Raw genomic sequence first — 13,854 nt, forward strand, 5'->3', positions numbered from 1 at the left:
AGGAGATTCAAATGACCGAGTACAGCAGCGAGGCATTGCCTGCCGCCAGAAAGAAAATTCAGGTAAAGCCCATCGTCCAGGTGGGCGCAGGCAACGCGCTCGAAATATATGACTTTATGGTGTACGGCTATTATGCCCGTTATATTTCGCAGGCCTATTTCCCGTCCGATAATGAATATGTGTCATTAATGCTCACCTTAATGACCTTTGCATTAGGCTTTTTCGCCCGCCCCTTTGGCGCAATTATCTTAGGCGCGTATACCGACCGTCACGGACGCCGCAAAGGGTTAATTATGGCGCTGACGTTAATGTCGATCGGTATTTTGTGTATTGCTCTGACGCCAACCTATTCCGCGATTGGTATTGCCGCGCCCATCATTGTTATTTTTGGCCGTTTGTTACAGGGCTTCTCCGCAGGTGCTGAACTGGGTGGCGTGGTGGTTTATCTGGCGGAGATTTCCCCGCCAAACCGCCGCGCGTTTTACACCTGCTGGCAGGTCGGTTCACAGCAGTTTGCGGTGATGGCCGCCTCGCTGATTGGCCTTGTCATGCTCTACACCCTGGAGACCAAAGATTTGCATGACTGGGGCTGGCGCGTTCCGCTGCTAATCGGCTGTGCGGTGATCCCGCTGATGTTCTGGCTGCGTAGCAATCTGCAAGAAACCGAGGTCTTTGCGAAGAAGAAAACCACGCCGTCCGTCAAAGAGATCTGCACCAGCCTGATCACCGGCTGGCGGGTGATTGTCACCTGCATGGGGATGGTCGCCATGGCTACCGTCACCGCCCAGACCGTGACCACCTATGCGCCGACCTTTATCAAGAGCCTGAATCTCGGCGAACACGTCGGCTTTATCACCCTGTTTTTTGTCGGCTTGTCGATCCTGTTCTGGCTGCCGATTACCGCCATGATCGCCGACCGCGTCAACCGAAGAACCATGCTGATTGTCGTCACGCTGGTCGGGGCCATTTCGGCCTGGCCGCTGCTCTCATGGCTGGCGGCCGATCCGACAGTGTTCAAATTTGTGGTGTTTGAACTGTGGTTCTCTTTTATGTACGCCTGCTATAGCTCGGTGCAGGTGGCAGCGATGGTGGAACTGGTTCCGGCCCATGCCCGCACGGCCGGTTACTCCTTCGCCCAGGCGGTGGCGGCGGCGGTGCTCGGCGGACTGACACCGGCAATTTGCACCTGGCTCAACCATACCTTTAACAGTAATGCGATGGTGGGCGTGTGGCTGGGCTTTAACGCCGTGCTCAGTTTGATCGCGGTCCTGACGCTCGATCACAAAAAAACCGCCCGCAACCAGACCATGGAATTGCATTAAAAAAGTGCTTACCACCCGGCAGCGCATCGGCTAGGTTGATGTACTGCCGAGTAAAAAACCAAATGGGTAACGTATGAAAATTGTTGTGTTAGATGGCGGTGTGCTTAACCCCGGCGATCTGTCCTGGGAGAAGCTGGAACAACTGGGGACCGTTGCCGTTTACGACGACACCCCTGCGGAGCAGGTCGCCGAACGGCTTGGTGATGCCGATGTCGCGATCACCAATAAAGTGGTGCTGAACGATAACGTGTTCCGCCAGTGTCCAAACCTGAAGTTTATTGGCGTGACGGCCACCGGCTATAACGTGGTGGATATCGCCGCAGCAAAAGCGCGGGGGATCGTGGTCTCCAACGTTCCCACCTACGGCACCGCCACGGTGGCGCAATTTACCACCGCGTTGATGCTCGAATTGTGCAACCGCGTTGGCGAACACGATACCGATGTCCATGCGGGCGGCTGGAGCACGCGCAACACATGGTGCTACTGGCTACAACCGATGATCGAAGTGGCCGGGAAAAATGTCGGCATTATTGGTTATGGCCGCATCGGTCAGGCCTTCGGCGCGGTGGCGCAAGCGCTCGGCATGAACGTACTGGCCTGTTCGCAGGGGCAAAAAACCCTGCCGGAAAGCGACAACCTGCGCTATGTCGACCTCGACACCGTGTATGCCGAAGCGGATGTGATCAGCCTGCACTGCCCGCTGACGCCGGAAACCAAAGGCATGATCAATCGCCAGGCGCTGCAAAAGATGAAGAAAACCGCCCTGCTGCTCAACGCCTCGCGCGGCGATTTGGTCAATGAAGCGGATCTTGCCGCCGCACTCAACGAGGGGCGGATTGCCGGGGCGGCGGTCGACGTGCTCTCCCGCGAGCCCGCCCAGCCGGAGAACCCGCTGCTGACGGCGAAAAACTGCCTGATCACCCCGCATATCGCCTGGGCGTCGGTTGAAGCGCGCGGTCGTATCCTGTCGACAACGGTAGAGAACGTCGCCGCGTTTTGTCACGGCAAGACGCAAAACCGGGTCGATATGTAATGTTAACCCACACAAGGAGTTGTCCGCGTGGAAAACAGCATCAGAACAGCCGGCGATCTTCTGCGCCAGGCTTATGAAAGCGGCGTTGCTCGTGAACCGATACGCAGTCTCGTCGACGATGAAAACCTCGCCACCGCCTATAAGGTGCAGGACTATAACGATAAACAATGGCAGGCGCAGGGTCGCCGCCGGGTCGGACGGAAGCTGGCGCTGACCAACAAAGCCGTGCAGCAACAGTTCGGCATTTCGCAAGCGTGCCACGGCACTCTCTATGCCGATATGGTACTGACCGACGGTGCGGAGATCACCCAACGCGCACTGAGCGATCAGCGCGTAGAGACGGAAATCGCCGTGGTGCTGAAAAAAGATCTCACCCACAGCCAGCATACCGTGCTCGACATTATTGATGCCTGCGACTACCTGCTGGCGGCCTTTGAGATCGTCGACAGCCGGATGATCGACTGGAATGTTAACGCCTGCGATTTCGTCGCTGACAACACTTCCGCAAGCCTGGTGGTGCTCGGCACCAAACCGGTGTACCTGAACGCGTGTGATATTACCCGCTGCGTAATGACCACCAAACGCGGCGATGAGGTGGTATCGGAAGGGCTGGCGACCAACTGCCTGGGTCACCCGCTGCATGCCATGGTCTGGCTGGCGGATGAGATGGTGCGCGCGGGTAACCCCCTGCGGGCCGGTGAATTTGTCATTACCGGCGCGATGGGACCGGCGATTTCCGCCAAACCCGGCGATGTTTTCACGGCCGAACTCAGCGGTATTGGCGCGATCTCCGCACGTTTTGCCCGGTAAATGACAACGCAGGAAACGTCCCCTCACGCACGGTTAAGGAGCCGTTATGGAACTCAGAAAAAATTTGTTCAAACAGGCCATCCGTCAGGGTCAGTTGCAACTGGGACTGTGGACGCAACTGGGCAGCGCGATCACCAGCGAAATCCTTTCCGGCTGCGGTTACGACTTTATCGGACTCGACGCGGAACACGGCCCCAGCGAATTTATGGAAATCTATGCGCAATTACAGGCGTGTGCCGCCGGAGGCCCGTCGCAGCCCATTGTGCGCATCCCCAACCACGATGCGTCACTGATCAAGCGCTACCTGGATGCCGGGGTGAACACGCTGATGGTGCCGCAGGTCGATACCGCCGAACAGGCGCAAGCGCTGGTCTCCGCCGTGCGTTATCCGCCGCATGGCGTGCGCGGTTACTGCGGCGCGCCGCGCGCGTCCGGCTTTGGGCGGATCAAAAATTACGCCACCGCCTGCGATGCGGAGATCTGTCTGATCGTGATGCCGGAAACCCGGCAGGCGCTGGAAAATATTGAAGCGATGGCGGCTATTGAAGGGGTGGACGCCTTCTTTATTGGCCCCGGCGATCTGGCCGCCAGTCTGGGCTATATCGGCCAACCTATGCACCCGGAGGTGATCCGCGTGATTGAAGAGACCGGCAGACGGATACAGGCGGCAGGCAAAGTGGCAGGTATTCTGTGTACCGATGATGCGCAAACCCGCCGCTACATTGATGCGGGCTTTAAAATAGTGGCGATTGGCTCCGATCAAGGGCTGCTGCTAAAAGGCGCGGAAAAGCTGCTGGCGACGTTCAGATAGTTTCCTCGAAGCACTTTATATTGGCGTTTCATTCCGGATGTCAGCCTGGCTTGCATCCGGTTTTTTTACGTTTAACGCCGTGGCCTGAAAGCGGTGGTTGAGCCGCCCGGAACCAGTTGCGGCGTAAAAATGTGGCTCTGCGTGGCGGCATAAAACGCCTCCGGCGTCACCGGCGTTTCCGCGCTCATCCACTGGCGAATGATCGCCACGCAGGCACTGGCAATCTCCGTTTCCGGTAGCGTAATGGTGGTCAGCTTCACGTCCAGCAAGCTCCCCCACGACACATCGCCGTACGCCACCAGCGACAGATCGTCAGGAATGCGAATGTTCTGCGCTTTCGCCGCCAGCAGAATGCTCATCGCATAGCGCGGGCTACCGAGCACCAGTGCGCTCGGCGGGTTGGCCGATCCCATAATGCGTGCAAATGCCTCGCCGCCAAACGCCGCCTGTGGCGGCCCCATTGCGATGACATCCTCAAGTGCGGCCTGCTCCTCAGCGCTGAACCCTTGCAGGAACCCCTGCAAACGTTCCACGCCGGTGCTTAATGCCAGCGATGAGCCAATGTAGCCAATGCGCGAGTGCCCCAACCCGCGCAGATGCTGTACCGCAAGGTGAATGCCATAACGATCATCAATGGCAATCACCGGTGCGGGTAAACTGTCGTGTCGGCGTAATAGCTGAACGGCATTCGTGCGCAACAGCAGCTCTCGGCTCTCGTCCAGCGGGCTGGCCGTCGGGGCGAAAATAATACCGTCCACCCGCGCCGTCATTAAGCGGCGCAGCACGGTGTGCTCCATCTCCGGTTTATCGCCGGTGATCGCCAGCATCATTTGCCAGCCCTGCTCCGCTGCCTGGTGGGCAATGGCATTGGTGATAGTAATAAAAAAATCGTTTTGGATATCAGGAATGACTAAACCAAATGCGCCGGTACTGGCATTACGCAATGCCCGGGCGGCGCTGTTGGGAATATAGCCATACTCCCTGGCGGCCTGTAATACGCTGTTTTTTGTCGCCTGGCTGATCGCAGGATGATCGTTTAACGCACGGGAAACCGTGGTGTGCGATAAGCCCAGAATGGCAGCCAATTTTTTGATTGTCACCGCGTTACCTTCATATCGTCCTTTTGCCTTAAGAATATCAGCCATTGATATGAATCTCGCCCTCTTTATAACCGCAGAGAGCGAGGAAAAAGACGCGGGTGGCAATGTATGTGACGGGGATTGCTCAGAGCATCTGCAAATAGATCTTCCGCAGCAACAAGGTGACAGGTCCGGGTTTCCCGTCACCGATGGTCTGCCCGTCAACCGCGATCACCGGCCAGACAAAGGTCGTCGCCGAGCTGATAAACACCTCACGGGCATTGCGCGCCTCCTCCGGGGTGAACAACCGCTCCTCGATCGTCACGCCGTGCTCCTCTGCCAGGCGCACCAGCGCTTTACGGGTAATCCCGTGCAGAATGCTGTTGCTGAGCGGGCGGGTTACCACGGTGTTGTCCGCCTGTACGATATAGCAGTTACAGGAGCTGCCCTCGGTGATATAGCCATTTTCCACCAGGAAGGCGTCATCCGCGCCTTGCGCTTCGGCAAAGGCTTTCGCCATGCAGGGCGCAAGCAACTGCACGGTTTTAATATCCCGCCGCTGCCAGCGAATATCCGGGCAGGTCACCACGCGAATCCCCTTACTGGCGGCGGGATGATCCACCACCGCACGCGCCTGCGTAAACAACACCAGCGTGGGGGGCGTGTCAGCAGGCGGATAGTGAAAATCACGATCGCCGCCATTACCGCGCGTCAGTTGCAGGTAGATGCCCCCTTCCTGTAGCGCATTGTCCACAATCAGCCGCTGGTGAATGTCACGCAGAGCGCGTTCATCCAGTTGCAGCGTTAAACCCAGCTCGGCGCAGGAGCGCACCAGCCGCGCATAGTGGCCGTTAAAATCGACCAGCTTCCCGTTAACCACCGCCGTGACTTCATACACCGCGTCGGCAAATAAAAACCCGCGATCGAAAACCGATATTTTCGCCGCCTCTTCCGGCAGAAACTCGCCGTTCACATATACCGTGCGTGACATCACCCTCTCCTTGATTTACGGCGTCAGCCCCACAGGGCTGGCGTCGGGGGAAAAAGTTCGCTGCCTTCATAATGCAGCCCATGTTCGCGGTCTTTCGCCAACAGCAAAGGACCGTCGAGATCGACAACGCTCGCGCCTTGCGCCACCACCACCGCAGGCGCCATCGACAGCGAGGTCGCCACCATACAGCCCACCATCACCTGTAACCCCAGCCGCCCGGCTTCCGCCTTTACGCGCAGCGCTTCGGTTAACCCGCCGCTCTTGTCGAGCTTGATGTTGATCATCTCATAGCAGCCAGCAATGCGCGCCAGCGAGGCCACATCGTGGCAGGACTCATCGGCGCACAGCGGAACCGGGTGCGGCAGTTGCGCCAGCACCGCGTCTTTACCCGCCGGGAGCGGCTGCTCAATCAGCGTGACGCCAAGCTTGCCAAGGGCAGTGGCCTGTTGCAGGTAGAGATGTTCATCCCACCCTTCGTTGGCATCGACAATCAGCCGCGCATGCGGCGCGCCTTCACGTACCGCCGCAACGCGCGCGCCATCCTGATTATCGGCCAGTTTCAGCTTCAGCAGGGGGCGCCAGGCGTTTTCCCGCGCCGCTTGCTGCATCTTTTCTGGCGTATCCAGCGACAGGGTATACGCAGTCTGCAAATGACGCGGCGGCTGGCTGGCAGTGCGTTGCCAGATGGTCTGCCCACTGCGTTTACACTCCAGATCCCAGAAGGCGCAGTCCAGCGCATTTCGCGCCGCCCCCGCCGGGAGCGCAAGCTGCAACGCGTCGCGGGTCATGCCGTTTGCCAGCGCCGCACGCATCTGCTCAATCTGCGCTATTACGCTCTCGACCGACTCGCCGTAACGGGCATACGGCAGACACTCCCCACGCCCGGTAACGCCATTAACCGTTAAGGCCACCGCCACCACATCCGCAACGGTGCGACTGCCGCGGGCAATGGTGAACGCCTGGCGCAGTGGCCAGCGTTCATGTGCAACCAAGAGTTCCATTACAGCGCCGCCAGCGCATCAACGATCGCCCCAACGCCCTGGCGGAACGGATCGACCACCGGCAGACTGAGGCGTTGTTGCAGCGCGTCCATTAACGCACAGGCTTGCGCCTCGTCCAGCGCGGCGGTATTGACGGAAACGCCCACAAACCGGGCATGCGGATTGGTCAGCTGCGCCATTTTCAGGCTTAACGCCATGCAATCACTGAGGTCGGGAATCGGGTAATCGACACCGCGCATATGCGTGCGGGTCGGTTCATGACACAGCACCAGCGCATCCGGCTGCGCACCGTGGATAAGCCCGGTGGTCACTCCCGCGAATGACGGGTGAAACAGTGACCCCTGACCTTCGATGATATCCCAGTGGTCGGCATCGTTATCCGGCGACAGCGTTTCCACTGCGCCAGAGACAAAATCGGAGACCACCGCATCGATGCTGACCCCGCTACCGCTGATCAGAATGCCGGTCTGCCCGGTAGCACGAAAGGTCGCTTTACCGCCGCGCGCCAGGATCGCTTTTTCAATGGCCAGCGCGGTATACATCTTGCCGCAGGAGCAGTCCGTTCCCACCGGCAGCAGTCGCTTACCGCTGCGTTTGCGCCCGCTGGCAACCGGATAGTGCTGAGTCGGATGGCGCACATCGAACAGTGAGCGCCCGAGGCGATCGGCCAGCGCTTTTAATTCCGGGACATCAGCCAGCTTATTATGCAGCCCGGCCGCCAGGTCCAGACCGCTTTCCAGCGCCTGGCTGAGAATAGAGACCCAGGCCGGAGAAATAACGCCGCCACGGTTAGCAACGCCCACGACCAGCGTTTTCGCACCGGCTTTTACCGCTGCGTTAATATCCATATCCGGGACATGACAATCTGCATGGCATTCCGCCATCCGGTATTGGCCCACGCAATATTCCGGGTGCCATTGTTTAATCCCATCGGCAACTTTCGCCGCCAGTTGATCGTGCGCATCACCAAGAAAAAGCAGATAGGGCTTTTGAATATTCATTATTTACCGTCCTCAGAATAAGGCTGAACAAAATAATTAACGCAGAAATAACATTTCCGAAAAAAACAGGTAATAAGCTGACTGCTAATACAAAATAACAAGGGTTTTATTATTGTCAATAGCGGTAATAACAGGCGTTATTTACCATATTAATTGCGATTATCTGGTTTTTTATTCTGTCGATGCGTTTATTAAAATCCGCAAAAAATATTTTCTTTCTTAAATCCACGCATCGCCTTCATAACGCCAGATAATTATTTTGATCCCTCTCACAATGATGGTATTCGCGCACCAACAAAGCGCATACGCACTATTTTAGCGCGCCAAAACGGTGCTATTGCGCCCGTTAAATCTATAAGAAGAATGGATGAGAAAAATCTAATTAATGGATGTAAGGTTGATTTCGTTATTGACAGTAAAACCCTTCGTAATTTAGCGCCATAAATCAAAAACATTATGCGTTATTGACTATTTCTCCAGGCGCATCGGTATTCATCAGTGTTACGCAGTAATTGATGGTTAAACATAAACAATCAACTGACGGACGGTGAGGTAACAATGAAGAGTTTTTGTGGGAAAGTCTCTTTAATGGCAGTGCTGGTCTCTGGCCTGGTGGGCGCACACAGCGCGCTGGCGGCGGAAGTGAAAATCGGCGTGGTGCTGCCACTTAGCGGTGCACTGAGCGGTTACGGCCAGCCGTCGCAAAAAGGTCTGGAGCTGATCCAGGGCATTACGCCGACGCTGAAAAACGGCGATACCATCAAACTGGTGGTGATCGACGACAAGAGCGACAAGGTGGAAGCCGCTAACGCCATGCAGCGCCTGGTTTCCAGTGATAAAGTCGACGCCGTCATTGGCGAAGTCACCTCCTCCAACACCCTGGCGATGGTCAAAATCGCCGATGACACCAAAACGCCGCTGGTCTCCTCTACCGCCACTAACGACCGCGTCACCCGTAACCACCCGTATGTCAGCCGCGTTTGCTTCTCCGACAGCTTCCAGGGCGTGGTCGGCGCGAACCTTGCGTCCCGCGATCTGAACGCCAAAACGGCCGCCATCGTGTTTGACAGCAGCAACGACTACTCCGTCGGCCTGGCAAAAGCCTTCCGCACGCAGTTCCTGAAAAACGGCGGCACCATTCCAATCGAAGTACAGGCGCCGTCGGGCAGTAAAGACTTCAAAGCGCAACTCTCCAGCGTGAAAGCCAAAAACGTCGACATGATCTACATGCCTATCTACTACACCGAAGGCGCATTGATTGCCGTTCAGGCCAAACAACTCGGCCTGGATAAACCGGTGGTCGGTGGCGATGGGCTGGCAGCGGATCCGGTGTTCTTTGACGTCGGTAAAGACGCGGTTAACGGCTATATGACCACCGATTACTACTCGCCAAACGCCAAAGAGCAGACGCCTTCCGGCGAAGCGTTTATCAAAGCGTGGGAAGCGAAATTTAACTCTCCGACCCACACCTGGGGCGCGATGGCAGCCGACGCCTATAACGTGATCGTCAACGCCATGAACCAGTGTAATGATCCGCGCGACCGCGTGTGCGTTAACGAAAAAATCCGCGCCACCAAAGACTTCCAGGGCGTGACCGGCGTACTGACGCTGAAAGATGGCGACGCGGTGCGCAGCGCGGTGATCAACGAAGTGAAAGATGGCCAGCTCGCCTTTAAGACCGTGGTTAATCCCTAACGCAGTGACAGGCCGTTGTTAACAAGAGGTGCTTCAATGGATGGTGCCATTTTTCTCCAGCAGGTGGTCAACGGCATGAGTCTGGGCGGTATGTACGCGCTGATCGCCATTGGCTACACCATGGTTTACGGGGTGCTGCGCCTGATCAACTTCGCCCATGCGGACGTCATGATGGTCGGCGCATTCGCCACCCTGTTTCTGTTCTCGTCAATTGGGCTACCCTTTGGGGTAGCCATTTTACTGACCCTCGGTTTATGCGGCCTGCTGGGCATGTTTATTGACCGGGTCGCCTACCGCCCTCTGCGCCAGGCGTCGAAAATCTCGATGCTGATCACCGCCATCGGGGTGAGCTTTTTTCTCGAAAACCTGTTCAACGTCCTGTTTGGCGGCAGCTCCCGCTTCTTCTCGGCACCGGACTATTTCAACAGCACCCTGACCTTCGGGCAGATAATCATCACCAACGTGGCGTGGATCGTGCCGTTGATCACCGTCCTGTTGCTGTTGGCGATCCTCTGGTTGCTCTATCGCACCCGCTACGGTATGGCGATCCGTGCGGTGGCGTTTGACGTGAACACCGTGCGGCTGATGGGCATCGACGCCAACCGGATCATTTCGCTGGTCTTTGCATTGGGCAGCAGTCTTGCCGCGCTGGGCGGCGTGTTCTACTCCATCAGTTACCCGACGATTGACCCGTTAATGGGTGTGCTGATTGGCCTGAAAGCCTTTGCGGCTGCGGTGCTTGGCGGGATAGGAAGCGTGACCGGCGCGGTGCTCGGCGGCTTTATTCTTGGCTTTACCGAAGTGGTCGCCGTCGCCCTCTTTCCTGAACTGGGCGGCTATAAAGACGCCTTCGCCTTTATGTTCTTGATTCTGGTCTTGCTGTTCCGCCCGGTTGGCATTATGGGTGATGAACGTCTGGAAAGGAGCCGTTTCTGATGCGCAACCCCACAACGACGCTTGCCGCGCAGGGGCGCAATCTGCTGATTATCCTCATCACCATTGCGCTGCTGGTCGCCATCAATACGCTGTTTAACGATTACATTGTCCGGGTGATCAGCACCGTTTTCGTCTTTATGATCCTCGCGGTCAGCTACAACCTGATCAACGGCGTTACCGGGCAGCTATCGCTGGAGCCGAACGGTTTTGTCGCCGTGGGCGCGTACGTCACCGCGCTGTTTATTCTCTCCAGCGACAGCAAACTGGATATGTTCGAAATGGCGGCCCCCAGTCCCTTTATTATGCTGCTGCACGCCAGCTTCCTGCCGGCGCTGTTGATAAGCGGCCTGTGCGCCGCAGCGCTGGCGGTGTGCCTGGCTTTCCCGGTGTTTCGCGTGCGCGGCGACTACCTGGCGATCGTCACGTTGGGCTTCGGGTTCATTATCAAGATCCTCGCGATTAATAATCCGCAAATCACCAACGGCGCGATTGGGCTCAACGATATTCCGCAACAGCCGCATTTGCTGTTCTGGTGCGGGCTTATCGCCCTGCTTGCCACCGGGATGATTCTGCAACTGGTGTGGTCAAAGTACGGCCGCATGATGAAGGCCATCCGCGATGATGAAGATGCCGCCATTGCGATGGGCATCAATACGTTCCGCATTAAAACCTGCGCCTTTGCCACCAGCGCCTTTTTTGAAGGGATTGGCGGCGGTTTGCTGGCGTCGCTGCTGACCACCATCTCGCCGGGATTGTTCGACTTTATGCTCACCTTCCAGTTGCTGATCATCATTGTGCTTGGCGGACTGGGCAGCACCACCGGCGCACTGCTCGGCACCATTGTGGTGGTCGGCAGCGGCGAGTGGCTGCGTTTCCTCGATCAGCCGCTGTCGCTGTTTGGTCACGATCTGGGTTCCTATCCGGGGCTGCGCATGGTGGTGTTCTCCCTGCTGCTGCTGTTGATCATGTTGTTCGCCCGCGAAGGGCTGCTCGGCAAGAAAGAGATCTGGCAATTACGCAAAAGGAGCCGCCATGACAGCCAGTAACGTCATTTTGCAAGTGCAGGACATTGTGATGCAGTTTGGCGGGCTGCGGGCCATCGACGAGGTGAGTTTTCACGTCGACGAAGCCGAGATCTTCGGCCTGATTGGCCCGAATGGCGCGGGCAAAACCACCCTGTTTAACGTGATTACCGCCAACTATAAACCCACCAGCGGCAGCGTGACGCTGGCGGGGAAATCCATCAAAGGGCTGAAGCCTAACCAGGTGGTGAATGCCGGCATTGCGCGCACCTTTCAGAACATCCGGCTGTTTAATTCCATGACGGTGCTGGAGAACGTAATGGTCGGGCTGGATCACGCCAGCCGCTACTCCCTGCTGGAAGCGGCGCTGCATATTGGCCGCTATTTCCCGGCTGAACGCGCCGCTCGGGCAAAGGCGATGGAACTGCTGGACTACATTGGTATTGCCGACTATGCCAATGTACAGGCCACCAACCTGAGCTACGGCAACCAACGTAAAGTGGAGATCGCCCGCGCGCTGGCCACGGCGCCAAAACTGCTGTTGCTGGATGAACCCGCCGCCGGGATGAACCCGAAAGAGACCGAAGATCTGGCCGGGCTGATTTTCCGCATGCGCAAGGATTACCAGTTAAGCGTGTTGTTGATTGAGCATGATATGCCATTCGTTAACGCGCTCTGCGAGCGCGTGATGGTGCTGGAGTACGGCAAGCCGTTGTTCAGTGGTTTGATGGCGGACGCGATCCAACATCCGGAGGTGATCTCCGCCTACCTGGGAGAGGTACGTTATGCTTAGCGCACGCGAGTTAAACGTCTTTTACGGCGTCATTCAGGGGCTGAAAGGGGTGGATATTGACATCCATGATCGGGAGATCGTCACCCTGATCGGCAGTAACGGCGCGGGGAAAACCTCCACGCTGAACGGCATTGTAAATATGGTGCGTTCCACCGGCACGGTGAACTTTCTCAATGAGGATATCTCGCGCAGCCAGACGCACCATATTGTGCGAAAAGGACTGGCGCTGGTGCCGGAAGGCCGAAAAATCTTCACCAACCTGACGATCGAAGAGAACCTGCGGATGGGGGCCTATAACAATCTGGCGAATTTCACCCGCCTGCGGGATCGCATGTTTACCCTCTTCCCGCGCCTGAAAGAGCGGCGTAAGCAGATGGCGGGCACCCTGAGCGGCGGTGAACAGCAGATGCTGGCGATAGCCCGCGCGCTGATGAGCGAGCCGGTATTGCTGATGCTCGATGAACCGAGCCTTGGCCTTGCGCCCAAGATTGTCGGCGAGTTGTTTACCACCCTTCGCCAGTTGCGCGACGAGAACATCACGATTCTGCTGGTGGAGCAAAACGCCACGGCGGCACTGACCATTGCCGATCGGGCTTATGTGCTGGAAAACGGCAAAATCGTGCTGAGCGGCGCAGCGCAGGAGGTGTTAGCCAACCCGGATGTGAAAAAGATGTACCTTGGCGGGTAGCGCCCGGATGGAGCCGCAACCCGGCGTTTTTGGCGTTACGGCTTGTTTTTTACACGTTATCCGCCGCGGTTTTCTCCAGCAGCCAGTCGCGGAAATCGTAGCAAACCGGCTGCAAAATGGCGGCTTTATCATAGACCAGCGCCATATTGCCGCCCGGCAACCGGGGCGCGTGAAGCAACCGGTGCGACACCCATTCCGCAGCGGCATGCGCCTCATGACACACGGCAAAATCGATCCCTTCACTGCGCAGATCGACGGTGCGGTGGGTGGTGTTAATGATCACTTCCACCCCCGGATGATAGTACTCAAAGCCCCTCAGGCGGGGTAACAGCCACTGGCTGGCGATCTCGGCCGTACAACTGACGGTCACCGTCGTCTGCCAGCCAGAGTCCATCAGCCGCTGCGTCGCCCTGGAGAGTTGATTAAACGCAGGCTGGATCTCGCGCAGATAGATCTGCCCTTCCGTCGTCAGCGTCAGAAAACGCGGGCCGCGCATAAACAGCCGCACATTGACCCAGGCTTCCAGTTTGGCGATTTGCTGACTCACCGCGCTGGCGGTGATGTGTAACTCTTGCGCCGCCTCTTTCATACTCCGGTGTCGTGCTACAGCTTCAAAACAGATCAGCGCCTGCAGGGGCGGTAAGGTCATCGCAGATCTCCGCTTCAGTTCAT

The 13,854-nt window shown here is 57.3% G+C and carries 14 protein-coding genes; 9 read left to right on the forward strand and 5 right to left on the reverse strand.

Features of this window, described 5'->3' with window-relative positions:
• Nucleotides 1-11: 11 nt before the first annotated feature.
• From tcuC to N7922_RS19490, 4 genes are all read left to right on the forward strand, one after another.
• Nucleotides 12-1,322, forward strand: coding sequence for a tricarballylate/proton symporter TcuC (gene tcuC / locus N7922_RS19475; protein ID WP_263097858.1), 1,311 nt, complete (start codon nt 12-14; stop codon nt 1,320-1,322).
• Nucleotides 1,323-1,395: 73 nt separating this feature from the next.
• Nucleotides 1,396-2,355 carry a D-2-hydroxyacid dehydrogenase gene (locus N7922_RS19480; protein WP_263097859.1) on the forward strand — a complete coding sequence of 320 codons (960 nt, stop codon included), beginning with the start codon at nt 1,396-1,398 and terminating at the stop codon, nt 2,353-2,355.
• A 27-nt stretch (nt 2,356-2,382) separates the two neighbouring features.
• Nucleotides 2,383-3,165: a 2-keto-4-pentenoate hydratase gene (locus N7922_RS19485; protein WP_263097860.1), complete on the forward strand. Its 783-nt coding sequence runs from the start codon at nt 2,383-2,385 to the stop codon at nt 3,163-3,165.
• Nucleotides 3,166-3,211: 46 nt separating this feature from the next.
• Nucleotides 3,212-3,976 (forward strand): HpcH/HpaI aldolase family protein, encoded by a 765-nt coding sequence (locus N7922_RS19490; protein WP_263097861.1) that lies wholly within the window; start codon nt 3,212-3,214, stop codon nt 3,974-3,976.
• Between the two features lie 71 nt (nt 3,977-4,047).
• Here N7922_RS19490 and N7922_RS19495 read toward each other — a convergent pair whose 3' ends face one another.
• From N7922_RS19495 to dgcN, 4 genes are all read right to left on the reverse strand, one after another.
• Nucleotides 4,048-5,076, reverse strand: coding sequence for a LacI family DNA-binding transcriptional regulator (locus tag N7922_RS19495; protein WP_263097862.1), 1,029 nt, complete (start codon nt 5,074-5,076; stop codon nt 4,048-4,050).
• Between the two features lie 124 nt (nt 5,077-5,200).
• Nucleotides 5,201-6,046 carry a D-amino-acid transaminase gene (locus N7922_RS19500; RefSeq protein WP_263097863.1) on the reverse strand — a complete coding sequence of 282 codons (846 nt, stop codon included), beginning with the start codon at nt 6,044-6,046 and terminating at the stop codon, nt 5,201-5,203.
• Nucleotides 6,047-6,069: 23 nt separating this feature from the next.
• Nucleotides 6,070-7,047 (reverse strand): N-acetyl-D-Glu racemase DgcA, encoded by a 978-nt coding sequence (gene dgcA, locus N7922_RS19505; RefSeq protein ID WP_263097864.1) that lies wholly within the window; start codon nt 7,045-7,047, stop codon nt 6,070-6,072.
• On the reverse strand, nt 7,047-8,048 hold the full coding sequence (gene dgcN / locus N7922_RS19510; protein WP_263097865.1) for an N-acetyltransferase DgcN: 1,002 nt from the start codon (nt 8,046-8,048) through the stop codon (nt 7,047-7,049). Before dgcN ends, dgcA begins: the two co-directional genes overlap by 1 nt.
• Before the next feature lie 588 nt (nt 8,049-8,636).
• On the opposite strand from dgcN, the gene N7922_RS19515 reads away from it, so the two are divergent.
• Genes N7922_RS19515 through N7922_RS19535 form a run of 5 tightly spaced genes read left to right on the forward strand, consistent with a single transcriptional unit; the run spans nt 8,637 to nt 13,182 of the window.
• Nucleotides 8,637-9,743: an ABC transporter substrate-binding protein gene (locus tag N7922_RS19515; protein ID WP_263100961.1), complete on the forward strand. Its 1,107-nt coding sequence runs from the start codon at nt 8,637-8,639 to the stop codon at nt 9,741-9,743.
• Between the two features lie 36 nt (nt 9,744-9,779).
• Complete coding sequence (locus tag N7922_RS19520) at nt 9,780-10,679, forward strand: branched-chain amino acid ABC transporter permease (RefSeq protein ID WP_263097866.1); 900 nt, start codon at nt 9,780-9,782, stop codon at nt 10,677-10,679.
• Nucleotides 10,679-11,725, forward strand: a complete 1,047-nt coding sequence (locus tag N7922_RS19525; protein WP_263097867.1) for a branched-chain amino acid ABC transporter permease — start codon at nt 10,679-10,681, stop codon at nt 11,723-11,725. The genes N7922_RS19520 and N7922_RS19525 overlap by 1 nt, the downstream gene beginning before the upstream one ends.
• Nucleotides 11,712-12,494: an ABC transporter ATP-binding protein gene (locus tag N7922_RS19530; protein WP_263097868.1), complete on the forward strand. Its 783-nt coding sequence runs from the start codon at nt 11,712-11,714 to the stop codon at nt 12,492-12,494. Before N7922_RS19525 ends, N7922_RS19530 begins: the two co-directional genes overlap by 14 nt.
• Nucleotides 12,487-13,182, forward strand: coding sequence for an ABC transporter ATP-binding protein (locus tag N7922_RS19535; RefSeq protein ID WP_263097869.1), 696 nt, complete (start codon nt 12,487-12,489; stop codon nt 13,180-13,182). The genes N7922_RS19530 and N7922_RS19535 overlap by 8 nt, the downstream gene beginning before the upstream one ends.
• Before the next feature lie 49 nt (nt 13,183-13,231).
• On the opposite strand, the gene N7922_RS19540 is transcribed toward N7922_RS19535, so the two are convergent.
• Nucleotides 13,232-13,831, reverse strand: coding sequence for a LysR family transcriptional regulator (locus N7922_RS19540; protein ID WP_411554156.1), 600 nt, complete (start codon nt 13,829-13,831; stop codon nt 13,232-13,234).
• Between the last annotated feature and the right edge of the window lie 23 nt (nt 13,832-13,854).

It is taken from the genome of Kosakonia sp. ML.JS2a, from assembly GCF_025642095.1.
Classification (GTDB): domain Bacteria; phylum Pseudomonadota; class Gammaproteobacteria; order Enterobacterales; family Enterobacteriaceae.